Origin of the sequence: Longilinea arvoryzae, assembly GCF_001050235.1 — a bacterium.
In the GTDB taxonomy this organism is placed as follows: domain Bacteria; phylum Chloroflexota; class Anaerolineae; order Anaerolineales; family Anaerolineaceae; genus Longilinea; species Longilinea arvoryzae.
Genome location: NZ_DF967972.1, coordinates 1,406,009 through 1,430,339, shown reverse-complemented (window position 1 = coordinate 1,430,339; position 24,331 = coordinate 1,406,009). Strand labels below are relative to the sequence as shown.

26 protein-coding genes and 1 other annotated feature are annotated in these 24,331 nt (G+C 54.6%); of the genes, 21 read left to right on the top strand and 5 right to left on the bottom strand.

Annotated features, from left to right (window positions below; genetic code table 11):
* The first annotated feature begins 28 nt into the window (after positions 1-28).
* The 3 genes from LARV_RS06385 (at position 29) to LARV_RS06375 (ending at position 4,423) form a co-directional block, all read left to right on the top strand.
* Positions 29-1,615 (top strand): hypothetical protein, encoded by a 1,587-nt coding sequence (locus LARV_RS06385; RefSeq protein WP_075072852.1) that lies wholly within the window; start codon positions 29-31, stop codon positions 1,613-1,615.
* 376 nt (positions 1,616-1,991) lie between these two features.
* Positions 1,992-3,329, top strand: a complete 1,338-nt coding sequence (kamA, locus tag LARV_RS06380) for a lysine 2,3-aminomutase (protein ID WP_075072851.1) — start codon at positions 1,992-1,994, stop codon at positions 3,327-3,329.
* 131 nt (positions 3,330-3,460) lie between these two features.
* Complete coding sequence (locus LARV_RS06375) at positions 3,461-4,423, top strand: aldo/keto reductase (RefSeq protein ID WP_075072850.1); 963 nt, start codon at positions 3,461-3,463, stop codon at positions 4,421-4,423.
* Between the two features lie 318 nt (positions 4,424-4,741).
* Here the strand turns inward: LARV_RS06375 and pheT are convergent, their stop codons facing one another.
* From pheT to LARV_RS06355, 4 genes are all read right to left on the bottom strand, one after another.
* Positions 4,742-7,276 (bottom strand): phenylalanine--tRNA ligase subunit beta, encoded by a 2,535-nt coding sequence (pheT, locus tag LARV_RS06370; protein ID WP_075072849.1) that lies wholly within the window; start codon positions 7,274-7,276, stop codon positions 4,742-4,744.
* Between the two features lie 13 nt (positions 7,277-7,289).
* On the bottom strand, positions 7,290-7,814 hold the full coding sequence (locus LARV_RS06365) for a four helix bundle protein (RefSeq protein WP_075072848.1): 525 nt from the start codon (positions 7,812-7,814) through the stop codon (positions 7,290-7,292).
* Positions 7,815-7,879: 65 nt separating this feature from the next.
* The gene (gene pheS, locus LARV_RS06360) at positions 7,880-8,923 is read right to left on the bottom strand and encodes a phenylalanine--tRNA ligase subunit alpha (protein ID WP_075072847.1); all 1,044 of its coding nucleotides are present in this window, start codon (positions 8,921-8,923) and stop codon (positions 7,880-7,882) included.
* A 63-nt stretch (positions 8,924-8,986) separates the two neighbouring features.
* Positions 8,987-9,242 (bottom strand) — a binding site (T-box leader).
* A gap of 96 nt (positions 9,243-9,338) precedes the next feature.
* Positions 9,339-9,896 carry a nitroreductase family protein gene (locus tag LARV_RS06355; protein WP_075072846.1) on the bottom strand — a complete coding sequence of 186 codons (558 nt, stop codon included), beginning with the start codon at positions 9,894-9,896 and terminating at the stop codon, positions 9,339-9,341.
* 203 nt (positions 9,897-10,099) lie between these two features.
* Between LARV_RS06355 and LARV_RS06350 the strand changes: the two genes are divergently transcribed.
* Positions 10,100-10,537 carry a hypothetical protein gene (locus LARV_RS06350; RefSeq protein ID WP_075072845.1) on the top strand — a complete coding sequence of 146 codons (438 nt, stop codon included), beginning with the start codon at positions 10,100-10,102 and terminating at the stop codon, positions 10,535-10,537.
* Here LARV_RS06350 and LARV_RS06345 read toward each other — a convergent pair.
* A complete protein-coding gene (locus LARV_RS06345; RefSeq protein WP_075072844.1) occupies positions 10,534-11,343 on the bottom strand; it encodes a glycerophosphodiester phosphodiesterase in 810 nt (269 codons plus the stop codon). The two genes, LARV_RS06350 and LARV_RS06345, sit on opposite strands and share 4 nt — an antisense overlap.
* Before the next feature lie 211 nt (positions 11,344-11,554).
* Between LARV_RS06345 and LARV_RS06340 the strand changes: the two genes are divergently transcribed.
* The 17 genes from LARV_RS06340 to LARV_RS06265 all read left to right on the top strand — a co-directional run bounded on the left by LARV_RS06340 (position 11,555) and on the right by LARV_RS06265 (position 24,141).
* The gene (locus LARV_RS06340) at positions 11,555-12,415 is read left to right on the top strand and encodes a GNAT family N-acetyltransferase (protein ID WP_075072843.1); all 861 of its coding nucleotides are present in this window, start codon (positions 11,555-11,557) and stop codon (positions 12,413-12,415) included.
* The gene (locus tag LARV_RS06335; RefSeq protein ID WP_075072842.1) at positions 12,402-13,190 is read left to right on the top strand and encodes a hypothetical protein; all 789 of its coding nucleotides are present in this window, start codon (positions 12,402-12,404) and stop codon (positions 13,188-13,190) included. The genes LARV_RS06340 and LARV_RS06335 overlap by 14 nt, the downstream gene beginning before the upstream one ends.
* On the top strand, positions 13,187-14,014 hold the full coding sequence (locus LARV_RS06330; protein ID WP_236709933.1) for an alpha/beta fold hydrolase: 828 nt from the start codon (positions 13,187-13,189) through the stop codon (positions 14,012-14,014). Before LARV_RS06335 ends, LARV_RS06330 begins: the two co-directional genes overlap by 4 nt.
* A 54-nt stretch (positions 14,015-14,068) precedes the next feature.
* Entirely contained in the window at positions 14,069-14,833 is a 765-nt protein-coding gene (locus LARV_RS06325; RefSeq protein WP_075072840.1) for a tryptophan-rich sensory protein, read from the top strand.
* 5 nt (positions 14,834-14,838) lie between these two features.
* Complete coding sequence (locus LARV_RS06320; protein ID WP_075072839.1) at positions 14,839-15,432, top strand: HD domain-containing protein; 594 nt, start codon at positions 14,839-14,841, stop codon at positions 15,430-15,432.
* A gap of 37 nt (positions 15,433-15,469) precedes the next feature.
* The gene (locus LARV_RS06315; RefSeq protein ID WP_075072838.1) at positions 15,470-15,898 is read left to right on the top strand and encodes a GNAT family N-acetyltransferase; all 429 of its coding nucleotides are present in this window, start codon (positions 15,470-15,472) and stop codon (positions 15,896-15,898) included.
* A complete protein-coding gene (locus LARV_RS06310) occupies positions 15,891-16,346 on the top strand; it encodes an NUDIX hydrolase (RefSeq protein ID WP_075072837.1) in 456 nt (151 codons plus the stop codon). The genes LARV_RS06315 and LARV_RS06310 overlap by 8 nt, the downstream gene beginning before the upstream one ends.
* Positions 16,343-17,074: an L-2-amino-thiazoline-4-carboxylic acid hydrolase gene (locus LARV_RS06305; RefSeq protein ID WP_075072836.1), complete on the top strand. Its 732-nt coding sequence runs from the start codon at positions 16,343-16,345 to the stop codon at positions 17,072-17,074. Before LARV_RS06310 ends, LARV_RS06305 begins: the two co-directional genes overlap by 4 nt.
* A gap of 26 nt (positions 17,075-17,100) precedes the next feature.
* Complete coding sequence (locus LARV_RS06300; protein ID WP_075072835.1) at positions 17,101-17,487, top strand: hypothetical protein; 387 nt, start codon at positions 17,101-17,103, stop codon at positions 17,485-17,487.
* A 60-nt stretch (positions 17,488-17,547) separates the two neighbouring features.
* Positions 17,548-18,057, top strand: coding sequence for a GNAT family N-acetyltransferase (locus LARV_RS06295; protein ID WP_075072834.1), 510 nt, complete (start codon positions 17,548-17,550; stop codon positions 18,055-18,057).
* Positions 18,044-18,610, top strand: coding sequence for a GNAT family N-acetyltransferase (locus LARV_RS06290; protein WP_083522366.1), 567 nt, complete (start codon positions 18,044-18,046; stop codon positions 18,608-18,610). The genes LARV_RS06295 and LARV_RS06290 overlap by 14 nt, the downstream gene beginning before the upstream one ends.
* A 1-nt stretch (position 18,611) precedes the next feature.
* Positions 18,612-19,154, top strand: coding sequence for a GNAT family N-acetyltransferase (locus LARV_RS06285; protein WP_075072833.1), 543 nt, complete (start codon positions 18,612-18,614; stop codon positions 19,152-19,154).
* 29 nt (positions 19,155-19,183) lie between these two features.
* Entirely contained in the window at positions 19,184-19,711 is a 528-nt protein-coding gene (locus LARV_RS06280; protein ID WP_083522365.1) for a cupin domain-containing protein, read from the top strand.
* A gap of 248 nt (positions 19,712-19,959) precedes the next feature.
* The gene (locus LARV_RS20130; protein WP_152031727.1) at positions 19,960-20,208 is read left to right on the top strand and encodes a hypothetical protein; all 249 of its coding nucleotides are present in this window, start codon (positions 19,960-19,962) and stop codon (positions 20,206-20,208) included.
* Positions 20,209-20,245: 37 nt separating this feature from the next.
* Positions 20,246-22,387 carry a pentapeptide repeat-containing protein gene (locus LARV_RS06275; protein WP_075072831.1) on the top strand — a complete coding sequence of 714 codons (2,142 nt, stop codon included), beginning with the start codon at positions 20,246-20,248 and terminating at the stop codon, positions 22,385-22,387.
* 29 nt (positions 22,388-22,416) lie between these two features.
* Positions 22,417-22,902 carry a hypothetical protein gene (locus tag LARV_RS06270; RefSeq protein WP_075072830.1) on the top strand — a complete coding sequence of 162 codons (486 nt, stop codon included), beginning with the start codon at positions 22,417-22,419 and terminating at the stop codon, positions 22,900-22,902.
* Between the two features lie 186 nt (positions 22,903-23,088).
* Positions 23,089-24,141, top strand: a complete 1,053-nt coding sequence (locus LARV_RS06265) for a DMT family transporter (RefSeq protein WP_075072829.1) — start codon at positions 23,089-23,091, stop codon at positions 24,139-24,141.
* Positions 24,142-24,331: the final 190 nt, after the last annotated feature.

Here is a 24,331-nt window from a genome sequence, read left to right as displayed (position 1 = left end):
CATGCATTGCTTAAAAAGGATGTCACCCTTGAAACGCATAAATTTTCATGTAATCGTGATTCCACTTTTTTTTATTTTCTATCTTTTTGCTCAAAACTTGAATAAAGTGGGCATTGAAGATATCCTTTTATCCTTGTTAATAGTATTCATATCAAGCGTCCTGATTTACTTCTTTCTATATCGTATCTGCCATTCATTTGAAAAAGCAGCATTCCTTGCAAGCATTTTCTTCATTTTCTTCTTCAATCTCGATAGCATCACGAAGCTATCACTGCTTATTCTTAATAAGATTGTCCAGCATACAGAAGTGCCAGCTTATCAACAGGCGTCCAAAGCATGTGCGATTATTTTAAGCATCCTGTATTGCTTCATTTTTTTGATTATTTTAATCAGCAAAAAAGAACCAAGAACTGCAAACCGCATGGCGAACATTTTTGCCATCGGCTTAATAGGAATTGTCATGGGATCATCCACCGTTACCCTTATCCAACAAAGGGGAAATGAGAAGTCGATGGATTCAAATCGCCTTGTTAATAAGTGGCATAAAACATTGGAGGCGGAGCCAAATTATTTGCAGGCAAGTCAAACGCTTCCAGATATCTACTATATTGTTTTGGATGGCTACGGTCGCGATGATATTCTTGAAAAGTTTTATGGGTTTGATAACCAGTCTTTCCTGAATTCGCTCAAAGATCTTGGCCTTTCAGTAGCGAAGGATAGCCGTGCAAATTACAAGCAAACCAATCCTGCTCTTGCATCTCTACTCAACATGGATTTTATCAATTGGCTTGAAGAGGACTACGGCGATGCTTTCGATTACTCACCGCTTAATACTATTACTCGAGATAATCGGGTCGTAGACCAGCTTTCCCGTCTTGGCTATCGTGTGAACACCTTTGCAACCGGTAATTCAGAAATTGAGTTTATTGCCGCAGATGAACTATTCCATCCAACATTATATCCAAATGAATTCGAGATGCTTGTAATCACCACCACTCCTCTTTGGCTTTTATGGAACAGCCAGTTGCACAACATTCATCGCGAACAAGTGCGTTTCACTTTGAACTATATTGCTGAAGCTGGCACGCAGGTTGGGCCTGATTTTGTATTTGCACATATCATTTCACCACATCCTCCTTTCGTTTTTGGAGCCAATGGTGAAAGTATCACTCCTGACCATCCTTACTCGACATTTGATGCCTCAGATTTCATGCTCTTCGGCACACTGGAAGAATATCGGACCGGTTATACCAACCAGGTTTCATATATTAACCAAGAGATACTCAAAACCGTCCAGGAAATTTTCGAAAAATCCAACACACCTCCTATTATCATCATCCATGGCGATCACGGTCCCGGGTCGCAATTTAATACTTTGACATTAGAATCGGACCATTTGGAAGAGCGTTACGCAATTTTATATGCTTCTTATATTCCTTGTGGTTCGGACAACCCAATACCAAACGATATTACACCTGTCAACTCATTCAGATACATCTTCAACACCTGCTTCAATTCCGACTTTCCCTATTTGGAAAACAGCCAATATTTCGCATCGTCTTTATCGCCTTTCGCGCTAACGAATGTTACACAATATCTCAACGAGAAATACTAATCAGGCATCCATCGGTGGTTATTGGGCCGCCCGATTACAATGCCAAATCCGTTACTCAGTCGACGTTGGATTTGTATTATTTCGGTCATATCGGCCTGAAAAAAAATAATGGCGTGATAATTTCAATTGGCATTTCAAATTGACCTGACGCGCCTTCTTTTATACAATTAAGTGTTATGATGACTCTTTGGACATCGTATCTGTTTCTGGCAGGTTTCTGGCGCACAGATCATGATCCGCCAGTAACCCTGGCATACCACCAGACCATTATGGCCTCTTAGAGGCTTTGCCCGTTTATCACCTTTCGCAGTGGCATTAACCCGATCATCCGCCCATGCTGCGCAATCGAATTCAAACTTACTGGAGTCTATAAGACATGACCCCTTCCCCTTTCATTTCTAAACGCGCCCCCATCTATCAGGATGTGCCTGACGAAAAATGGAACGACTGGCGCTGGCAGTTGAGCAATCGCCTGAACAGCGCAGAGGATTTCGAAAAAGTCCTGAACCTCACCGACAGCGAACGCAAAGCTCTGACGACGCAGGGATTGTTCCGCGTCGACATCACCCCTTATTATGCTTCGCTGATCGACCCGAACGACCCGGACGATCCCATTCGCAAGCAGGTCGTGCCCCGCGCAGATGAAATCGTGCCCTTCACCGGGATGATGGAAGATTCGCTGGCCGAAGACCGCCATTCACCGGTGCCTGGCCTGGTGCACCGCTACCCCGACCGCGTGCTGATGCTGGTGACCACGCAGTGCGCCTCCTACTGCCGCTACTGCACACGCTCGCGCATCGTCGGCGATCCCAGCGCGACTTTCTCGCACCAGGATTTCGAAGCCCAACTTGATTACCTGCGCCGCACCCCCCAGGTTCGCGATGTGCTGCTCTCCGGCGGCGACCCGCTCACCCTGGCGCCCAAAATCCTCGAGGAATTGCTGATGCGCTTGCGGGAGATCCCGCACATCGAGATCATCCGCATCGGATCGCGCGTGCCGGTCTTCATGCCCCAGCGCGTCACCCCCGAGCTGTGCGATATGCTGCAAAAGTATCACCCGTTGTGGATGAACATTCACGTCAACCACCCCAACGAGATCAGCGCCGAGCTGGCTCAGGCAGCCGACCGGCTGACCCGCGCCGGCATTCCGCTGGGCAACCAGTCCGTGCTGCTGGCCGGCGTCAACGACTGCGTCCACATTCAACGCAAGCTGGTGCAGGACCTGGTGCGCATCCGCGTCCGGCCATACTACCTTTACCAGTGCGACCTGGTGGAAGGCGCCGGGCACTTCCGCACGCCGGTGGCCAAGGGCATCGAGATCATCGAAGGGCTGCGCGGCCACACCTCCGGTTTTGCGGTGCCCACCTACGTCGTCGACGCGCCTGGCGGCGGCGGCAAGATCCCACTGATGCCCAATTATCAGATCAGCATGTCGGACCACAAGATCATCCTGCGCAACTACGAAGGTTACGTCACCACCTACGAGGAGCCGATCAATTACAAGCCACACGATCCCAAGACCTGCGAGTACTGCAAGAACAAACGCGTCGAGCCCGGCCAGATCGGTATCACCGGCCTGCTGGACGGCGACGAGATGTTCATCAAACCCGAGGGCTTCGACGAACTGCACAATCGCGGCGGCGGCGAACATCGCCTGCGCGCCGATTCGAGCAAATGGAAGCCGCTCGGGATTGGTCCGGGCGAGGAAAAGTGAAATAAGGTGATGTGTTCTGAGTTATGAGTTATGGGTTCTGAGTTATGATAATAAAGGCTTGGGAAAATAATTCAGAGGCTTCCCTCAGACCTCATCAACTCATCACGCATCAACTCTTACGGAGAAATACCATGCATTACCGACGACTTGGCCGGACCGGCCTGAAAGTATCCGAAATATCGCTGGGCTCCTGGGTCACCTTCGGCAACCAGGTGGATGAACAGGCTTCCATTGATATCATCCGCGCGGCCTACGACCAGGGCGTCAACTTCTTCGACACGGCGGACATGTACGCCGGGGGAAAAGCCGAAGTGGCGCTGGGCAAGGCCATCAAAGGCCTGCCCCGCGAGGCGCTGGTGCTTTCCAGTAAGGTCTTCTGGCCCACCATGCCGGGCCCCAACGGGCGCGGTCTGTCGCGCAAGCACATCTTCGAATCTGTTCATGCCAGCCTGCGACGGTTGGATACCGACTACCTCGACCTGTACTATTGCCACCGCTATGACCCCGACACGCCGTTCGAAGAGGTGGTGCGCATCATGGACGACCTGGTGCATCAGGGGAAGGTGCTCTACTGGGGCACCTCCGAATGGGAGGTATCCCAGGTGACGCAGGCCTACGGGACGGCCCGCCAGTACAACCTGGTTCCACTGGCCGCCGAGCAGCCCCAGTACAGCCTGTTCCATCGCAAACGCGTCGAGAACGACCTGATGCCCGTCGCCCGTGAACTGGGCATAGGCCTGACCACCTGGAGCCCGTTGCATTACGGCATTCTGACCGGCAAGTACAACAACGGCATTCCGGCCGGCTCGCGTGCCACCCTGCCCGAGATGAGCTGGATTCGCGACCAGATCACCCCCGAGCGCATTGCGGCGGTGCGCCAGCTTACTTCCCTGGCCGAAAGCCTCGACCTGACCACCGCGCAGCTTTCCATTGCCTGGATCCTGCGCCGTAAAGAGGTCAGCAGTGTGATCACCGGCGCCACCCGCATCGAGCAGTTGGATGAAAATTTGGGCGCGATCGAGGCCCACGAACAGCTCAGCGAAGAGCTGGTGGATGAGATTTTCCGCATCATCAGCCCATTGGAAGAAAAGTAGCCACAGAGGTCACGGAGAACACAGAGAATATCGAAGAAAGAAGAGGAGATGATCTCCTCTTCTTTCTTATTATCTTCTCCGTTTACTCTGTACCCTTCGGGCATAATGTCTCTGTGGTTGATTCCTCTTTGGCGGTGGCAGAGACATGCCGTTATTGGTCTCATGCTCTCCCCGGAGAACCGACGTCTACGCCACGTCTTTGGACGTCGGGTTTACGGGGGAAGTAAATACCCATATCACTTATTGGCATTCTTCCCCCTCCAACCCGACCTACAGGTTTTACTCTGTGTTCTCTGTGTACTCTGTGGCTATCTTCGCTTAATTGCTGCGCAGTTTCGCGCCCAATTCGATCTCCAGCCGTCTCACGATGCGCCCGCGCAACTGCGAGGCTTCCTGATCGTTGAGCGTGCGATCCGGCGCCTGATAGGTCAGGCTGTAAGCCAGGCTTTTCTTGCCGGCGCCGATCAGTTCGCTACGAAAGACGTCGAACAGGCGCACATCGGCCAGCAACTTGCCGCCCGTCTGGCGGATGAGGCGTTCAACCTGATCGGCCGGCACTGACTCATCCACGATGAGCGCAATGTCCTCGAGCACCGGCGGGAAGGTCGAAACGCCGCTCGTGTCGTAATGGCTGGTGGTCGCCGCCAGCAGCGCCTTGACGTCGAATTCGGCCGCCATCACTGGGGGCGCCATGAAATCGTAGCGCTCCTTGACCAGTGGGTGGAGTTCGCCGATCACGCCCAGCCGGGTTTCACCGGCGTAGACCTCGGCGCACATGCCCGGATGGTAACTGGGGTAACCGGCCGCGACGAAATGCACCTGCTGCGCGTGCACCTGTTCCAGCATTCCTTCAACGATACCCTTCAAATCATAGAAATCGAATTTTGCCGTGTCTTTGCGGTCCCAGGCCTGCGGCAGGCGCGTTCCAGTGATCGCCATGGTCAGTTTGACGGGCTCATCCGGCAGCACCTGGTCAGCCCGGGGTTCGAACACCGGTCCGATCTCGAAAATTGCCAGACGGTCGCGCAGGCGGGCGTTTTTCTCGAGCGTATCCAGCACCGAGGCCAGCAGGCTGCGCCGCATAACCGAACGCTCGGGTGAGAGCGGGTTCTTCAGGCGGATATATTCGGGCGCGGCGGGTTCCTGGCCGGCCGGGTACAGCAGCTTCTCGCGCTCCGGAGAGGTCAGCCGGTAATTGATCACCTCCTGCATTCCAAGGCGCGCCAGCGCGTGGCGCAGGCTGGTTTCCAGGGTCAGTTCAGGGCGCAGGTGCGCCTCGGGCAGCGGATCCGCCATGCGCGTGGTCGGGATGCGGTTGTAGCCGTAGATGCGGGCCACCTCTTCCAGCAAATCGGATTTGCCGATGATCCCCTCGCCGATATCCAGGCGGTTGGGCGGTGCCTTGGCGATCACCGTATCACCCTGGATGCGGCAGGTGAAACCCAACCGTTCGAGAATGCCGACGATCTCCTGCGGGGCAATGGCTATGCCCAGCATGCGAATCACGTCCTTGGGCGCGAGTTCGACGGTCGGATCGACAACCGGCCGCGGGTAGGCATCCACCAGGTCGCGGGTCATTTGCCCGCCGCCCCATTCGACCAGGCAGGCCATGCAGAGTTGGGCGGCGTAGGGCGCCAGGGCCGGGTGCACGCCGCGCCCGAAGCGGTAACCGGCTTCGGAACTGAGGTGCAGGTAGGTGGTCGTGCGGCGCACGTTGATGAAGTTCCAGCTTGCGCTTTCCACCAGTACGTTGCGCGTGGAGTCGGTGACTTCGCTCTCCTGCCCGCCCATCACACCAGCCAGCGAAAGCGAGCCGGCGGTATCGCAGACCAGGATGGTAACCGGTTCGAGCGTGCGTTCTGCGCCATCCAATGTAGTCAGTTTTTCGCCGGCCTGCGCCGAACGGGTGATGATCGTCGGCGCCTTGCCGCCGGCGCGTTTCACCAACACGTCGTAATCGAAGGCGTGCAGCGGCTGGCCGGTGGCCAGCATGATGTAGTTGGTGGCGTCGACGATGCTGTTGATGGGACGCATGCCCGCCAGGCGCAGCCGGCGCTGAATTTTGTAAGGGCTGGGTCGGGGTTCAACGCCGCGCACCAGGCCGAGTACGAAGCGCGGGTTGAGGGTCGGGTCCGCGATCTGGATGCTGACCTGGCCGGCGATGCTGGGGCCGTTCGGATCCAATTCGGGCTGGGGTTTGTGCAGGGGTTTGCCTGTGGCAGCCGAAAGTTCGCGCGCCACGCCGATCACGCTGGCGTTGCGGATCATGTTCGGCAGGATGGAGAGCTCCAGCACGGCATCGCCCATGTAGTCCACCAGAGGCATGCCGGTGGGTGCGTCGTCATCCAGGAGGATGATGCCTTCGTGCTCCTCCGAGATGCCCAGTTCCTTTTCCGAACACACCATGGAGGAGGATTCGACGCCGCGAATCTTGGCCTTCTTGAGCGTGGTCAGCACCTGCCCGGGCTGGTGGCCGTCGTAGATTCGGGCGCCCTCTTTGGCATAGGCCACCTTGAGCGGTTTGGGCAGGGGTCCTTTGCCCTTATATTCGTACAGGTTGGGCGCGCCGGTCAGCACGACCGATTCGCCCGTGCCGTCGTCCAGGCGGCACAGTGTCAGCCGGTCAGCATTCGGGTGCGGCATGACCTCGTTGATCTGCGCCACCACGATCTTGTCCGGCTCCCAGCTCAACCCGTCCATCTTGAACTCGCGCCGCTCGCCTTCGACCCGCGGCAGCCCGATCAGGGTAATCTCTTCCACCTCGAGTCCGGCGTTGGTCAGTGTCCGCGCCAGCTCCTCGACCGAAAGGTCGATATCAATGTAATCTTTCAGCCAGGAAAGGGGTATTTTCATGTTGTGTTCCTTTTCATTCACTATCAAGTTCTGAGTCAATGGGTTCTGAGTTCTGAGGAAGAGAAGATTCATCAAGATCTTCTAGGGAATCGGTGGAATAGAATCCGGATGGTTCGTTTATCGTAGAACCCGGCTCGTTGATACCCCGTTTTGATCGCTTCAGAAACGAAATGTATCCATTGAGAAGGCTTCGAATTTCCACAGCGTGACGATCAAGTTGTTGGAAGACATCCGTATTGATATAACCCAGTCTAGATGCCAGGACTAAATGAGTACGCGTTTCTTCCAATGAGCCCCGTGCAATGTAACAGAACCGAACGGCCTCCTGATAGTAGAACCTGCCATATCCTTCTGCGATATTTGCCGGTACACTCTGAACAGAACGGCGGAGTTGATTGGCAAGTGCATATCGTTCATAATCCGGGAAAGTCGGCAGCACATCGTGACATAGATACACCGCCAGATCGATGGCTTTTCGCCATACCAACAAGCCTTCAATGCCGGCATCGGTGTTTTGTCCCGCGGTTTGATCGTTCATGGTTCTTTGCCTCATCACACTTTACTGTTCACGCTTCACTCTTCACTCTTCACTCATCACTTCCTTCAAAACTGCTCCAAAAACCGCGCATCATTTCCCCAGAAATAGCGGATGTCTTCGATGTGGTATTTCAGCATGGCAATGCGCTCGGGACCCAAGCCGGCGGCGAAACCGGAGAATTTGGACGGATCGTAGCCGCCGTTTTGCAGCACGGTCGGGTGAATCATGCCGCAGCCGCCGATTTCCAGCCAGCCGCCGCCCTTGCAAACCGCGCAGCCCTTGCCGCCGCAAATGAAGCACTCGATATCGACTTCAGCGCTGGGTTCGGTGAAGGGGAAGTAGGACGGGCGCAGGCGAATGTGCACGTCCGGGCTGAACATGCGGTGCGCCAGGTCCTCGATCATACCCTTCAGGTCACCAAAGGTAATGCCGGGGCCGACCGCGATCACCTCCACCTGGTCGAACTGCGACTCATGGCTGGCGTCGGTTTGCTCGTAGCGGTAGGACATGCCCGGCAGAATCGCGCGCAGCGGTTTGGGCGCCACCTGGCGCATGGCCCGGATCTGCCCCGGGGAGGTATGTGTGCGCAGAAGCACGCCCGGTTTCGTGGTGTAGAAGGTATCCCACATGTCCCGCGCCGGATGGTAAGCCGGGATGTTGAGCAGCTCGAAGTTGTTCTCGTCCGTTTCCACCTCAGGCGACCGATAGATCTGGAAACCCATCTCCATCAGGTTCTGGCAGATATCTTCCAGGGCCAGCGTCGCCGGATGCAGCCGCCCGTAGGCCGGCTTGCGCCCCGGAAGAGTCACATCCAACTTCTCGGCAACCAGCTTGCGCGCCAGAACGGCCTCGCGCACGGCCTGTTCCTTTTCGGCCAGCGCGGCTTCCAGCGCCTGCTTCACCTGGTTGGCCTTTTGACCCACCTGCCCGCGCAGCGCCTTATCCACCTGCCCGATCTGGCTGAAAATCTGCATCACGGCCGCCGAGCGGCCCAGGTGGGCCGTCTTCCAGGTTTGCAATGTGTTTTCATCTTGCACCGCAGCCAACGCATCGATCGCGCGCTGTCGAATCGCATCCAACTCGGTCAGGATATCGTTACCTTCGCTCATGGAACCTCCTTCATCTCTCCTGCTTCACGGATCATCCGTGGTTAAAACAAAAAACCGTCCCTGGATAGGGACGGTTTTTATCCGCGGTACCACCCTGTTTGACCTTTCGGGTCCACTCACTCCAACGGCCAGCCTGTCTGGCGATTGGTTTGCCCTGTAACGCTGGCATTGCGTCTCAAACTACTCGCCCGGAAAGGGCTTTCCCCTGAGCGGCTCGGGAGGGAACTTCATCCGGACTTCACGCGGCAAGGGTCTCAGTCAATGCCCCTGCCTCCCTGGGCGTTAGCGCCGGCTTACTTTTCTCCGTCACAGCCTTTGATTCATAATGTGGACTCTATTATCGACAAAAGACCGCCCTTGTCAAGGGGCGTTTCGGGCCGGCAACGCTGAACGAGACATGGCGCCGCCTCTAGCCTCAGATCGTATTGACCAGATTCTCTTTTCTGGGCGCGGGAGCAGGCTGTTCGCCGTCCTTGTGACCAACGGTCAGGGCACAAACGTGTCGGTACCCGTCCGGGATGCCCAGGGATTTCTTCAATTTGCCATCTGCATCTCTGGCGAACAGCAGTTCAGATGAAGTCATCAGGCAGGTGCCGATGTGGAGCGATTCGGCCGCCAGGGCGATATTCTCGGCCGCGGCGCCGCAGTCGATGGCCGCGAAACGTTCCTTCTCGTCCGCCGAGAGGAGGATCAGCATGGGTGCATCGAAGAAGGCCACGAAACCGGGCTCGCTGGCGCGTTTGGTCAGAAACTCGACGCCCGAATTCAGCATGTTTTCCTTCATGATCTCTTTTAATTTGCCCAGCACCGCCGCGTCGCGCACCACGCTGAAGTGCCAGTCCTGTGAATTGCGAGCGCTGGGAGCATAGATGCCAGCCTGGATGATTTCGTGCAGTTCGTCATCCGTAATCGGTTCCGGCGTATAGCTGCGGATGCTGCGCCGATTATGAATAACGTTCAATGTTTCGTTCATCGATGGTTCTCCTTAATTCTTTTTCACTTTACGATCGCAAGATTGTTGATCGAAGCGCATCTGCGGAAATTGATTCGATCGGAATTATATTGCGCCTGTACCATTTTGGATGAGCCGTTTGAGCAATATTCCGGAGACTTACCCGGGCCAGGGACTGTTGTAAAGTTGCCGATCCATTGCTAAGATTCAACGAGGAGGGCACCATGAAAGAAAGCACAGCCACCAAACAGGTTTTTGCGTTGCTTGCCATGTCGGCGCTCATTGCCGCCGCCTCTTACGTCGACCAGTTACTGATCAGACTTCGCATTCAGACAGCCAAAGAATTCGTCCTGCTGCCGGGCTGGTGGGGATTTTATGCCCTGGGACTGCTCACCGTGCTTCTCGCCTTCCTGTTAGCCCTGTGGGTGATCGACGGTTCGGCGCGCGGACCGATGATCCATTGGCTATTCCTCATCTTCGGATTGTTGATCTCCTTTTACGCGCCTTTGGTTGCGTTTGCGGGTATGCACGGTTTAATACCTGAATCCTATCGAATTCCGATCTTATCGGGCGATCACGTGCTGTATACTGCCCGAATCCTGGCCGTAGCCGGTCTGCTGGGACTGCTGCTCAAGCGTCGAAAACCCGTTGAGACAACCTAACGCCCCAATAGCCGGTTGAGCCGCTGCGGAAAATCGGTGAAGATGCCGCTCACGCCCCATTCCATGAGGACGCGCAGATCTGCCTCTTCGTTCACCGTCCACACCAGCACATCGTAACCGGCGGCGCGCACCGCGCGCACGGTTTTTTCGTCGAGGAACTTTCCGTTGGGGTTGTAAGCCTGCGCGCCGGTTTTTTCCAGCAGTGCCACCGGATCGGGCGCGGGTTGATCGACCAGCGCCGCCGTGACGATATCCGCGTCGGCCGTCTTAACGCGCTTGATATAGTCGTGGTTGAAGGAGGAGAGGATCACCCGGTCGAGCATGTCCAGTTCTTTGACCAGCCCGGCCACTTTCTCGACCACAAACGCGTCGCCCGGGGTGTGCGCGGCATCCTTGATCTCGATATTGACGCGCCATTGATGGGAACGGGTAAACTCGAGCGCCTCACGCAGCGTCGGAATGGGCGCACCCTTGAAACGAGCCAGTTCGCCGGCGCTGACGGCGCCGGCTCGGACCTGGCTGAACGGATCCTTCTCTGCGTACCAGGAACCGAAATCGAGCTGGCGCAGTTCGGCCAGGGCAAACGTCCACACCGACCACGGCCGGCGCTCCGGAAATACCGCCGCGACGTTCGAAGTGCGTTCGAGGGTGTCGTCGTGCAGCACCACCAGCTCGCCATCCAGGGTGACGGCCACGTCCAGCTCCCACAGGTCGGCGCCCAGTGCCAGACCCTTCTCAGCCGCCAGCAGGGTGTTCTCCGGCGCCAGCGAACGCGCGCCGCGGTGGGCAATGTTCAATACACTCATGTTCGGGTTCTCCTCAGTCGGAGCGGGCAAAAAATCGTCGGCCCCAGGATGGAAAATTTCGGTTTCTCCATTGTACTGTCCTCCGCGCCAAAGGGAAGGGGGATAACGGTTTCGAAAGAACGCTGAATTCCCTCCATCCTTGCATTGAATCACCCGCCCGGCTGGGATATACTTTTTTTACACCGTATCCACGATTCTCCAGAGGCGGGACATGCTTTCACCCATTCAATTTGCCAGCGCGGACGCCTTCCTGCAGCACGCCCAGACAACCTTGCTGCAAGATGAAGCGGCCAACGGCCTGATGCTGGGCATCTGCATCCGGCTGCGCGACTATCCCGAACGCATCCTGGCCGCGCCGTTCCTGTTTACGATCGACCGTGAGCCGCATCAGATCGTTCTGGCCGCCATCATGACGCCGCCGCACAATCTTATTTTGCATTGCGCTGAGACCTGCGATCCATCGATCCTGGAGATGCTGGCCGGGCACCTCATCGCCCAGGGATGGGCAATCCCGGGGGTTCTGGGCCCGGCGGCCATCAGTGAACGGTTTGCCGAGCGCTGGGCGCAGCGTACCGGCTGTCAGGCGCGCGTCCACCAGCGACAACGCGGTTTCGAATTGCGCCAGGTCATCCCGCCGCTGCCTGCCCCGGGCCGGTTCCGGCCGGCCGAACTGTCCGATCTGCCGCTGCTGACGGAATGGGCGCGCGCCTTTTATCAGGATGCACTGCATGAAGACCTCACCCTCGAACAGGCTCGCGCGATGACAGCGCTTAAAATCGATGACCGGCAGTTGTACGTCTGGGATGCGAACGAACCAGTCTCGATGGCCGCGGTTGGGCGGCCAACCCCGCACGGCATCTCGGTCAGTTTTGTGTATACGCCGCCGCGCCAGCGCGGCCGGGGCTATGCCTCCAACTGCGTGGCCGTGCTCAGCCAACATATGCTGGATGAAGGCTATCAATTCTGCACGCTGTTTACCGATCTTGCCAACCCGGTATCCAACGCGATCTATCAACACATTGGCTATCGTCCCATCTTCGATTACACCGAGTATCACTTTGAAAACGATTGAATCCTCCCCCACCACACTTGCGCTGCGGCGCGTCCCCATCGGAATCTGGCTGTTCAGCCTGGTGTTCATCGGCGTCGGTCTGGTTTGCGGAATGCTGGTTGGTAAACTGGCCACCCTGCACTGCCAGCGATCCGGCTCAGGCGGCGAATGCCAGTTCAGTACCCGCGGCTTTATCGGCCCGGCCAGCGTCATGACCTTCGCCGTTGAAGACCTGCAGGCCGCTGAATTACAGGTCTCCGAAGACAGCGACGACGGGGATACCTACCGGGTCGCCTTTCAGGTTCAGGGAAAATGGATTCCCCTGACGAAGGTCTATTCCTCCGGATGGTCTTCAAAAGATGACGTTGTTCAGAATATCAACACCTTCATCCAGAACCAGAGCCAGACCGAATTGAACATCCGCCAGGACGACCGCCTGTTCGCCGCCCTTTTTGGCGGCATTTTCTCCCTGGCCGGTCTATTGATGATCCTTTTCATCGGCCAGATCGTTACCCTGCGCCTCGATCGCGTCACCGGTCTGGTCACGCTCAAGCGCACCGGCCTGACGGGCGTGCGCGAGGGCGAATATCCGCTCAGCGATTTCACCGACGCGGTATTGGAATATGGCCGGAACACCTGCCGCATTGCCCTGGTCACCCGCGATGGCGGCCACCTGCCGCTGACAACCGAATACAGCAGCGGCATTCGTGGCAAGGAAGCCACCGCCAAACAAATTCGCGAGTTCCTCAGGCCGGGCGAGGCCGTGCAGGACAACCGGCCAGAATGGCTGAAATGATGACTGCACCTCAAATCCGAGAAGGGTCTATCGATTACAACAACACCCGCATCCACTACACCAGCACCGGGCAGGGTCGGGCGCTGGTCTTCGTGCACGCCGGCATCGCCGACAGCCGCATGTGGCAGCCACAGGTGGAGCATTTTTCAGCGCGCTACCAGGTGATCACCTTTGACCTGCGCGGTTACGGCCAGACCGCCATGGCGGCCGGCGATTATTACCTCGCGGACGACCTGCGGGCGGTGGTGGATGGATTGGGGATCGAAAAAGCGGTGGTCATCGGCTGCTCGATGGGCGGCAACACCGTGATCAACTTCACCCTGCAGAACCCGGATCGCGTCCTGGCTTTGGTAACGGTGAGTTCGGATGTGGACGGCTTCGAGGGGCAGGATACCCCGGAATCGGAGCGCCAGTGGCAGGTTGCGGTGGAAGCCCAGAAGCGGCATGACTTCGATCGTTATGCCGAGGCCGTCGTTCACCTGTGGATCGACGGGCCGCGCCGCAAACCAGAAGAGGTGAATCCGCGTGTGCGCGACTTCGTCAAGGAGATGCTGCGCACCAGCTTCGATACGCCCGAGGGCCTGGGAAATCGAGTCCGACCGGCTCCCCCTGCAGTGCAGCGCCTGGGAGAAATCCACACGCCCACGCTGGTCATCGGCGGCGAAGAGGACATCCCGGAAATGGCTCCGTACACGGAAAAGCTGTCGAGCAGCATCCCCGGGGCGCGCCTGGCCATGATCGCTGATGCCGGTCACCTGCCGGGTCTGGAACACCCCGCTGAGTTCAATCGTTTGCTGGAGGATTTCTTAAAAAGCGTCTTGTAAAATGGCATCAGAATCGATCGATTGAGAACAACTGGTATTTCTAGGGAGGGCGATATGAAGGACAGTTTGCGACAGGCCGCAGTGATCGTTTTTCTGTTGGCAACCGTAATCGTCAACGCTCTGGCCAACATCATTCCCTTCAATGGTCTGAATACCGGCCAAATTTCGAATGATTATCCAACCTTATTCACCCCGGCCGGCTATGTCTTTGCCATCTGGGGATTGATCTATCTTTTGCTCCTGGTATATGTCGTTTACCAGGCCCTGGCTCCCCAGAAGGACAATCCGCGTTTGCGCGCCGCCGGCGGGTGGTTTGTGTTAAGCTGCATCGCCAACATGGCCTGGCTGTTTTGCTGGCATTATCTTCAATTTCCGCTCAGCATGCTGGCCATGCTGGTGCTGCTCGGCAGCCTGATCATGGCTTACGTGCGTCTTGAAATCGGCCGCAGCCCGGCGCCGCTTTCCGAACAGCTTTTGGCGCGCGCGCCGTTCAGCATCTACCTGGGCTGGATCAGTGTGGCCACCATCGCCAATGCCGCCATCCTGCTGACCAGCCTGAAATGGGACGGCCTGGGGTTGGCGCCGCAAATCTGGACCCTGATCGTCCTGGGTGTCGCGGTCATTCTGGGAGGACTGGCCAGCTTTCTGCGGCATGATGGACTCTATGGCCTGGTGCTGATGTGGGCTTTTGCCGGCATTGCCGTCCGGCAGGCCGCCGATCCGCTGGTTTCGGGAGCCGCCTGGACTGCCCTGGGAGCCGTGCTGGTGCTGGTCGTGGCGGGCAGCCTGCGCTGGCTGCGCCGGCCAACCGCGAGGTAAACACCATGTCTCTAAGCGAACGGTTTCAACAGGCGCTGTCCTATGCGGCTCAATTGCACGCCAGCCAGTTGCGCAAGGGCAGCCAGACTCCTTATGTAGCCCATCTGCTGATCACGGCCGGAATCGTGCTCGAATACGGCAGCAGTGAGGAGGAAGCCATTGCCGCCCTGTTGCACGATGCACTGGAGGATCAGCCAAAGAACGGCCAGACGCGGGAAGAAATCGAAATCCTGTTTGGAAAGCCGGTGCTGGCGATCGTCGAAGCGTGCAGCGACACCCAGACCCACCCCAAGCCGCCCTGGCGCGCGCGGAAAGAAGCCTTCATCGAGTCCATCCGGACCGCTTCGCCATCCGCTTGCCTGGTCATCGCCGCCGACAAGCTGCACAACACTCGTTCCCTGGCTCGCCAGTACCGCGAACTTGGCGAGGAGCTGTGGCGGGACTTCAGGGGAGGGCGGGATGGCTCACTGTGGTTCAGCCGGGCAATGTACACGGCCCTCGAACAGCGTTCCTGCCTGCCGCCCGCGTTGCTGGACGAGCTTGCCAGCGCTGTGTTCGAACTGGAATCGTTGGTTTCAGGGGATACAAATCTCGTATAATCATATCGGTGGTGTGCATTCATTCGAGGAGGCATCCATGGCCATTGAATACCGTCCGATGACGATCGATGATTACGATGAAGTCATAGACCTGTGGAAGACAACCGAAGGGGTTGGGCTATCGGACGCTGATTCGCGCCGGAGCATCAACCTTTTCCTGCAGCGCAACCCCAATTTGAGCGTGGTTGCGCGCGAAGGTGAAAAATTGGTTGGCGCAGTGCTGTGCGGTCACGACGGACGGCGCGGATATTTGCACCACCTGGCCGTCGCCCGGCCGTACCGCATGCACAATATCGGGAGCACCCTGGCCGAAACCTGCCTGGAACACCTGCGCACCGAGGGCATCCAGAAGTGCCACCTGTTCGTCTACGAGCAAAATTATCACGCCATCGCCTTTTGGAAGAAGACCGGCTGGGCGCAGCGTGTGGATCTGGTAATCATGTCGCATGACATCAAGAATGGCTAAGTCCGACTGCCGGGCAGCCGCCGTCATCGTCCGGGACGGGCAAATCGCCCTCATGCGGCGAGAAAAGGCCGGACGGTTGTACTACGTTTTTCCGGGCGGCAAGCAGGAATCCGGCGAGACGGCCGAGCAGGCCGCCGCCCGGGAAGTCGAAGAGGAGCTTGGCCTGGTCATCAGCGTTGGCCGCCTGGTGGCGCAGACCTGGTACCGCGGCCGGAAGCAACTGTATTTCGAGTGCGCGGTCACCGGCGGCCAGTTTGGCAGCGGCCAGGGGCCTGAAATGACCGCGCCGTTCCGGCCGGAATCGGGCACCTATCTGCCGGTATGGCTGCCGGTGACCGAATTGCAGCGTTATCCGGTCCTGCCGCGCCCGCTGATCGAGTTGGTGCAAACCGCCCAAACCCGGGGCTGGCCGTCCCAACCCTTGATCTTCAGGGAGGAAGCGGAATGATCCAGAAGCGTTCATCCTCAGGTTTGTTCTGGGCCGTTTTTGGCCTGGCCTCAGGCGCCGCCATCGCCTGGCTGGCCACTCGACCGCGCAGTATGCCCAATTTATATGCCACCCAACGCGCCCTGGCCAAACTGCACGGCGAGGTGCGCGCCGGTTTCCTGGCCGGCCGGATCCAGGAAAAGTACGACCAGTTGATGGCCCACCGGCCGCGTTTCAGCCATCCGGCGCTGCGCTGGCACCTTGAGGGCAATATTCTGCCCGGCCTGGCGACCTATCAGGTTCTTTGCGACGAACTGGGTGACCGGGCAGCAGCCCAGTCAGAAACCGGGCATATCCTGGCCGCCAATTTCGTACCCGGGCGCAAACCGCTCTGGCAAATGCTGGGCCTTCTTCCGCAACCCTTCCGTCTGATGCGCCCCGCGCTGCGTTGGATCATGCGGTTCGAATTCCCCGTGGAAGGCTGGGAGACCCAATGGGTCGAGGATAACGAACAGCGCATCGGCATGGACATTTCGCGCTGTTTCTACCTGGATGTATTGACCACGCTGGGCGCGCCGGAATTGACCGGCACCTTCTGCGCACTGGATGATTACGATGCCAGGCAAATGCCGCCCGGCATCCTGTTCGAGCGCAGCGGTACACTCGGCCGCGGCCAAACGCACTGCGATTTTCGCTACTGTACACCCGCCGGCCGTTCGATCGATTTCATGAATGAAAAACAACTCTGAATTCGAAATCTTTCCGGAGGTCTCTCATGAGCGACTCGACGATTACTCCCAACCCCATCGATACCCAGAAGATCGAACTTAACAAACGCCTCGAAACCACCGCCTGGGGATTGTTTCTGGTCATGCTGGGCGGGTTCATGTTCGTACCCAAGAACCTGGCTCCGGACGGCCTGTGGTCGATCGGCGTCGGCCTGATCATGCTGGGTTTGAATGTGGCGCGCTATTTTAACAAAATCCGGATGAGCGGTTTTACCACCGTCCTGGGCATCCTCGCGATCATCGGCGGCGTGGTCCAGTTGCTGGGCGTCAAGAACATGGAAGGCGCCTTCCTGCTCATCATCCTGGGCGTATACCTGCTGCTGCGACCCTGGTTCGAAAAACGCAAGCTGTTTGGTAAAGCCGAGCAAAGTTAGTCCCCCGTTTGCACGCCAGCCAATCCATGCACCGCCCCGGCCAACCCTGCTTTGAATCCCATGACTCATCCCATCGTTTTTCACCTTTGCCCCGTTGACGAAACCGATCTACCCGCGCTGCTGGAAGTTTACCGCGGCTGTGAAGATTTCCTCGCGCTGGGGCCGCACCCGCAGGCCAGCCCCGAAATGGTCAGGGCCGACCTGGAATTATCACGCTCCTCCGGCAGCCAGTTCCACGGCATCCGGGACGAAAGCGGGCGCCTGATCGGCGTGGCGGATTGGAGGGCCGGCGGCTTCGAAGGCCAGGCCGACACGGCCGATATCGAGCTGTTGATGATCGCCAGACCGTACCGGCGCCAGGGCCTGGGCCACGCCATCGTCGCTGAAATCGAAAAGCGCATCCGTCAGGAAGGACGCGCCGCTCAAATCGCCAGCGGCGTTCAGGTCAACAACCGCGCCGCGATGCGCTTCTGGCTGCGCTGCGGTTTTCGTTCCGCCGGCCCGCCGCAAAAACAGGCTGACGGCACCACTTCCATCCCGTTGCTGAAGGACCTGCATGGATCGAATTGAAATTCGCCCGCTCGAACAGCTCGACCGCCCGCGCCTGCGCGAGATCATGGCCGGTTATACCTCGACCCAGCGCTATGCCGCGCGCAAACAGGAAAGCGACCGGCGCACCGTGATCGCGCTCGAACTCGAGCCGCTGGCCGCGCCGCACGTCCGGAACTACTGGGAGTGTCTGTCGGAGGACGACCTTAAGCGTTACGAAGGCTTCCTGGCCGAAGGATTTTCACTGGGTGCGTACCGGAACGGCGCGTGGATCGGCGTCGCGCTGGCCGAAGTTCAGGGCTGGAACCGCGTATTGAGCGTGTGGGAACTGCACGTCCACCCCGACCACCGCCGGCAGGGCATCGGCCGCCGCCTGCTGGACGAACTGGCCGTCCGAGCCAGCGCCCTGGGATTGCGCGCGCTGACGGTCGAAACGCAAAACACCAACGTGGCTGCCATCCATTTCTATCGACAGGCCGGTTTCAGCATCGAAGGCATCGACCTGTCGTACTACACGAATCAAGACGCCGAAGACGGCGAAGTGGCCGTGTTTCTGCGCAGAAAACTGGGTTGAAATGAGCATCGATCTGGAAAGCCTCACCCTCATCCAATTGACCCCCGCGCACGAAACCGCCTGCCGGGATTTCATGCAGGAATTTCTTGCCGCCGGCGAAACCCATTACGGCTGGCTGAACGAATACCTGGAATTTCGTTCCTTCCGCGAATTTCTCGATTTCATCGATACCTGCGCGCGGGGGAAATACAAACCCGAGATTTACGTCCCGCAAACCACATTTTTCCTGAGCGAACCGCAGGGCCGGCTGCTGGGAATCACCCGCCTGCGCCACCACTTGAATCCCTCGCTGGAGATCGAAGGCGGGCATATCGGTTACGCCGTGCGCCCGTCGGCGCGGCGCCAGGGCTGCGCCACGCGCCAACTGTCCCTGATGCTCGAGCGGGCCCGCGCCATTGGCCTGGCGCGCGTATTGGTCACCTGCGATGACGACAACACCGGCTCGGCGCGCACCATCGAGAAGAACGGCGGCGTGCTGGAAGACCTGCGCCTCTCGCCGGAAAGCGGGAAATGGGTCAAACGCTACTGGATCGCGCTGGAATGAGTTTTGACTCCACATACGAGGAAGATCCCATGTCAAAGGCCGTCGTCGAAGCACTCATCGAACGGTACAATCTGAAACCACTCGCGTTCGAGGGTGGCCTGTTTGTTCAAACCTACCGCTCGGAAGGGACATACGCCGGAGACCAGCTTCCCGCGCGCTACGCCGGGCTGGAGCATGCCTTTGGCTCGGCTATTCTGATGCTTTTCACCGACGACCCAGACAGCTTTTCGGCCTTGCACCGTCTGAAAACCGATGAAATCTATCATTTCTACCTGGGCGACCCCATCGAATTGACATTGCTCCACCCGGATGGTTCGTTCCAGACGGTGACGTTGGGGCAAAACGTGTTCGCGGGGGAACAGGTGCAGTTCGTGATCCCCGCCGGCGTCTGGCAGGGATCGCGTCTGATGGCGGGCGGCAGGTACGCCCTGTTTGGAACCACCATGGCGCCGGCGTTTCAAATCGAAGATTTCGCGGCCGCGGATCGTGAAAGCCTGTCAGCGGCTTATCCCGGCGCACGCGAGCGAATCGCCGCGCTGACGCGCTCGAATCCGTAATAGCCGCAATTTTACAAAAGCCATCCAAAATTAATAACACGGTGTAAAAGGTCAGAGTATTCCGTTAAAAATAATAAAGGCACTGTTCAATTAAGTAGTTCTGAGAAAAAAATATTGAGCCTATGAACAAAATTTACTATTACGACTATTGAAAGGATAATCTTTATGTTTATAATTATGGTTTGACTAATTTGTTTAAATCAGGTAAACTTAAAAATATATGTATCAGAGAAAAATGGATTGATTTCATGAAGAATCGAATGATGTATTATAAGAATAAAGAGTTCAGAAGTCCAGAAGTAAGGGTTCTAGAAGCTTATAATTACTATCTTCATGCATATAATGGTAAAGAGCCCTCTTTTGATATTATAGGAAAACGAGCTGGCGTTTCTCCTCGAATGGTTCCAGATTATTTACGTGCATTACAAACAATTAAAAGGAACCAATTAGAATCGAGTAAGAATTTCTTAAAAAAGAAAAATGATATAGATATATAGAAAATTTCTAATCGGGTCTTTCTATTGGGGGAAAAATATGCATGGAGGGAAAAAAATTAATGAAAATTTCTACCATGATAATAACCAGTCAGAGAAAATAAGGATAAATGTCGTTCGATGTTTAATGGTATTTACAATAGGTGTTGGTGGTTTATTATCGATAATTGTTGTGATTGGTTTTCTTGAGGCCTATAATATACTTGATTTTTCTAATAATCCAAATCTCGTAAATTTACTCGGTATAAGGTCCCCAAATCCTAGAGCACCAAAAACCCTATTTGATCTTTTTGAGATTCTAATTATTCCAGTCTTAATTGCAATCGGGACGATCTTTTTTGAACAAGCGTTTAAGTCCATTGAATCTAGAGATGCAAACGAAAGACAACAATCGGCATTAATTGAAAAATACCTGGAGACCTTAGAAACTTTATACTTAGACCCTGTTTTTTTTGATTACGAAAAAGGGAAAAAATCAAGAGTAATGATTCAAGCGTATACGAGAGATCTATTAAAGAATTTGCATGGTCATTGGATTGGTGTTGCGATAGATCTCCTTGATAGTTACTATTTAGGATTAGCAAGAGATTACAATGTAAATGAAAATTTAGAATTTGAAGAAATCCCCGAGGTGTTATCAGATTTATCTCCGGAGGAATTGGATAAACTCACACCAATAGTAAATCTGAAAAGCTTAAGGTTTTCTAATGCCGATCTGAGTGAACGGAAATTTACAAATATGAATTTGGAAGGTGTTTGGGTAATAAAATCTAAATGGGACTCTGTAGATTGTCGGAGTATAAATTTCTTTAGTGTTAGGTTCAATAACTCTTCACTTCGAAAAGCAAAGTTTATAAATTGTAATTTTTCTGGCGCGAATTTTAGTAGTTGTAATTTGGAAGGATGTCTATTTGATAATTGCATTTTAGAAAATGCCATTTTTTCACATGCAAATTTAAGAAAGGTGGAATTTATAGAGACTGATATTTCCGAAGCTATTATTGATAGCTCAACGATTCTTGATTATAAACAAGCTGTTGTAATATATCTTCACAATTCGAATTCATCAAATCAATACTTAGTCGGCGAAGATTTACATGGAGCGTATTTAGCTGGCGTGTCTTTCGTAGGGGCAATTCTGTGTAAAGCAAATTTCTCAAAAGCAAATCTCCGGTTTTCAGATTTTCGGAATGCTGATCTTCGGCGAACAAATTTTAACGAGGCCGATTTAACAGGCTCTGATTTACGTGGGGCGAATCTTGCCGGGGCTGATCTTCGATTGGCAGTATTAAACGATGTTAAAATCGACGATCAAACTATTCTCTCACATAAATGGAAAGTAATTATTGATTTTACCAATGGAATTGAACAAGCAGGTATCCAAAATCTTGATTTTAGTGATGCTATGTTGGCAGGTATGGATTTTAATGGGGATTTATCTGGTTACAATTTTAGAGGTTCTCAACTCTACAGAGCGAATTTTACTTTAGCAACACTAGTTGGAGCTGATTTTTCTTCTGAAATTTGTCCAATTAGTCATGACCATTATTTTGATAATAAAGGTTTACTGTTACGATCCAAGAAGTTTTGGTTACTGAAAAAGATATTTCCAAATCTTTGGACATTTATTGTATGTCAACACAATTACTTTAATAAATATTATGAAAATCCTCATGATTTTGGTAAATATGATACCGTGTTAACACTCAGTGATTTTACCGGGGCAAATTTAACAAGCACTTCATTTACTAATGCCATTATGACTCCTTGCCTACTTAGTGGGGCAATAGCGGGAAATTCCGATTTTTCGAAAGCATTTTTGCAAGAGAGTGAAATGTCTAATATTTATTTAGTGAATAGTAACCTTGATGAATGCGAGTTGTCATCAGCTTGGTTGAACTATGCAACTTTGAATAATGCCAGCTTTATAGGAGCGAGATTAATAGGTGCCCACCTTCAATTTGCGAAGCTGCAAAATGCGAATTTCACGAATGCTAACTTATCGGGCGCTGATTTATCTGATGCCGATTTATCAAATGCAGATTTGAGTGGCGCTGATTTATCAAAAACTATACTTATAAGAACCAAATTAACCAATGCTATATATACCCAACCTCAAATTAAGAATGCAATTATTAGTGATATTCCAGGGGTAAGTGGGTTTGAATCAGAGATGGAATAATAATTCCAAAACTCCAAAGGAGAAAAACGATGATGCAGCACCCAGAAGTGAATTTTGAAAAGCTAGACGTCCTGGAAGAAAGAACAAGGGAACATTTAGATAACTTTATGAAATTGGTCAGAATTCAAGTGACTATTGATCGAATAATTGGCATTATTCTTATGTCCTTAGGGGTTATCATCTCAGTTTTTGGTTTACTCCACTTGCTAATAAATGCAAGGTCAAGTATTGAAATTAGCCTAAATTTAATTATTTTGATGATTGGTCTAATATTTATTTCTTTTGGTAGATTATGGAAAGGTTCACCTGAAAAACTTGAAAAAATTATATCGAACCAAGCTTTGTTAAAAGTTTCTTACATAGGGTTCATAAATAGAACAAACCAAATTCGATCATATTGGTGTCAAATTATTCAAGATGAAGTACGCTTAGAATCATTTGAAAAGAACCAACAAATGTTAAAAGAAGCTATCGATCAAGCTTGCCGTCATCTAAGTGATCATCCATTAGACTAATTTTAATTGTAGCACCCTTCAATATAATTTATGATTCTAATCATTTCATTTCGTAAAGGAAATGAATTATATGATTTATCGGCTGGATAGTAATATTCACCTTTCTACTGAAATTCATTCATCAGTTCTACGGGATAATAAGGAAGTAAAATTAGTCTCTACTAAATCTCCTCTCAGGAAAAGCCATTGAAGCGGTCCTCCCTGCCGTTCGCATTAGCCATGATTTCCGCGCTCTTCTTCGGCGCAGCCACCCCCATCAGCAAACCCTTACTGGCGAACCTGAGCGACTTTCAACTGGCCGGACTGCTCTACCTGGGCGCTGCGGTCGGCGTGCTGCCCATTCTATTCCGCGAGCACAGGTTTCACCTGCCCTGGCGCATGGATCGCGATAACGCCGTCCGCCTGGCCGGGTCCATCCTCTGCGGCGGCATTTTCGGCCCGCTGGCGCTGCTGGCCGGGCTGCGCCTGGCTTCGGCGACCTCGGTTTCGATGTGGCTGACCCTGGAAACGGTATTCACCGCCCTGCTGGGCCATTTCATTTTCAAGGATTACCTCACCCGGCGCAGTTGGGCGGCCGCTGCCGGCATTTTCATCGCCGCCTTGATCCTGGCCGCCGGAGACGGCGCGGCTGCAGTGAAAGCCGGCGCGTTGGTGGCCCTGGCCTGCCTGTGCTGGGGACTGGACAATCACTTCACGGCGCTGATCGACGGGATTAGCCCGGCTCAATCGACTTTCTGGAAAGGCCTGGCCGCCGGGTCGACCAACCTGATCATCGGCCTCAGCCTGGCGCCGATGGTTGCCGCGCCGCGCTGGATTGCCTTTGGCCTGGGGATTGGTTTCATCTCTTACGGTTTGAGCATCGTGCTCTACATCACCGCCGCGCAGTCGCTGGGCGCCACGCGCAGCCAGCTTATTTTCTCCAGCGCGCCGTTCTGGGGGGTGTTGCTGTCGGTCCTTTTCCTGCGCGAATCGCTCAGCCTGAAGCAAATGGCCGCCGCCGTTATTTTGGTCCTGGCCATCCTGTTGTTGGCGCGCGAGCAGCATTCGCACCGCCATCATCACCTGGCGCAGGCCCACGAGCACCTGCACTCGCATGACGACGGCCACCACCTGCACAGCCATCCCGGTTTACCGGCTTCCACGCGCCACATTCACCCGCATTATCACCCGGAGAACATTCATTCCCATCCCCACTGGCCGGATCTGCACCACCGCCATTTGCACGCAAATGGGGATTGAATATCTGCGCAAAAGGTGGACTCTATCGCGGAGAGGATATTATTACTGGAGGATCTGCCCGGATTTCATCCAACACTAAAATTCGGCCGGCAGCGTGCCGGCAACGGTTTGATCCCCCATAAGCTGCCTGACTGCTTCGATGGTGAAATAAGGCAAAGGTTCGAGAGAAGAGAGAATCTTCGATTTCATA

Excerpts from the sequence above, each read along its gene's own strand:
- LARV_RS06355 (WP_075072846.1), bottom strand. The coding sequence starts at position 9,896 with ATGAACGAAACATTGAACGTTATTCATAATCGGCGCAGCATCCGCAGC.
- LARV_RS06365 (WP_075072848.1), bottom strand. The coding sequence starts at position 7,814 with ATGAACGATCAAACCGCGGGACAAAACACCGATGCCGGCATTGAAGGC.
- LARV_RS20130 (WP_152031727.1), top strand. The coding sequence starts at position 19,960 with ATGAAGAATCGAATGATGTATTATAAGAATAAAGAGTTCAGAAGTCCA.
- LARV_RS06305 (WP_075072836.1), top strand. The coding sequence starts at position 16,343 with ATGATCCAGAAGCGTTCATCCTCAGGTTTGTTCTGGGCCGTTTTTGGC.
- LARV_RS06330 (WP_236709933.1), top strand. The coding sequence starts at position 13,187 with ATGATGACTGCACCTCAAATCCGAGAAGGGTCTATCGATTACAACAAC.
- LARV_RS06300 (WP_075072835.1), top strand. The coding sequence starts at position 17,101 with ATGAGCGACTCGACGATTACTCCCAACCCCATCGATACCCAGAAGATC.
- kamA (WP_075072851.1), top strand. The coding sequence starts at position 1,992 with ATGACCCCTTCCCCTTTCATTTCTAAACGCGCCCCCATCTATCAGGAT.
- LARV_RS06285 (WP_075072833.1), top strand. The coding sequence starts at position 18,612 with ATGAGCATCGATCTGGAAAGCCTCACCCTCATCCAATTGACCCCCGCG.
- LARV_RS06375 (WP_075072850.1), top strand. The coding sequence starts at position 3,461 with ATGCATTACCGACGACTTGGCCGGACCGGCCTGAAAGTATCCGAAATA.
- LARV_RS06310 (WP_075072837.1), top strand. The coding sequence starts at position 15,891 with ATGGCTAAGTCCGACTGCCGGGCAGCCGCCGTCATCGTCCGGGACGGG.
- pheT (WP_075072849.1), bottom strand. The coding sequence starts at position 7,276 with ATGAAAATACCCCTTTCCTGGCTGAAAGATTACATTGATATCGACCTT.
- LARV_RS06315 (WP_075072838.1), top strand. The coding sequence starts at position 15,470 with ATGGCCATTGAATACCGTCCGATGACGATCGATGATTACGATGAAGTC.
- LARV_RS06280 (WP_083522365.1), top strand. The coding sequence starts at position 19,184 with ATGTCAAAGGCCGTCGTCGAAGCACTCATCGAACGGTACAATCTGAAA.
- LARV_RS06340 (WP_075072843.1), top strand. The coding sequence starts at position 11,555 with ATGCTTTCACCCATTCAATTTGCCAGCGCGGACGCCTTCCTGCAGCAC.
- LARV_RS06295 (WP_075072834.1), top strand. The coding sequence starts at position 17,548 with ATGACTCATCCCATCGTTTTTCACCTTTGCCCCGTTGACGAAACCGAT.
- LARV_RS06290 (WP_083522366.1), top strand. The coding sequence starts at position 18,044 with ATGGATCGAATTGAAATTCGCCCGCTCGAACAGCTCGACCGCCCGCGC.
- LARV_RS06350 (WP_075072845.1), top strand. The coding sequence starts at position 10,100 with ATGAAAGAAAGCACAGCCACCAAACAGGTTTTTGCGTTGCTTGCCATG.
- LARV_RS06275 (WP_075072831.1), top strand. The coding sequence starts at position 20,246 with ATGCATGGAGGGAAAAAAATTAATGAAAATTTCTACCATGATAATAAC.
- LARV_RS06270 (WP_075072830.1), top strand. The coding sequence starts at position 22,417 with ATGATGCAGCACCCAGAAGTGAATTTTGAAAAGCTAGACGTCCTGGAA.
- pheS (WP_075072847.1), bottom strand. The coding sequence starts at position 8,923 with ATGAGCGAAGGTAACGATATCCTGACCGAGTTGGATGCGATTCGACAG.
- LARV_RS06345 (WP_075072844.1), bottom strand. The coding sequence starts at position 11,343 with ATGAGTGTATTGAACATTGCCCACCGCGGCGCGCGTTCGCTGGCGCCG.
- LARV_RS06320 (WP_075072839.1), top strand. The coding sequence starts at position 14,839 with ATGTCTCTAAGCGAACGGTTTCAACAGGCGCTGTCCTATGCGGCTCAA.
- LARV_RS06325 (WP_075072840.1), top strand. The coding sequence starts at position 14,069 with ATGAAGGACAGTTTGCGACAGGCCGCAGTGATCGTTTTTCTGTTGGCA.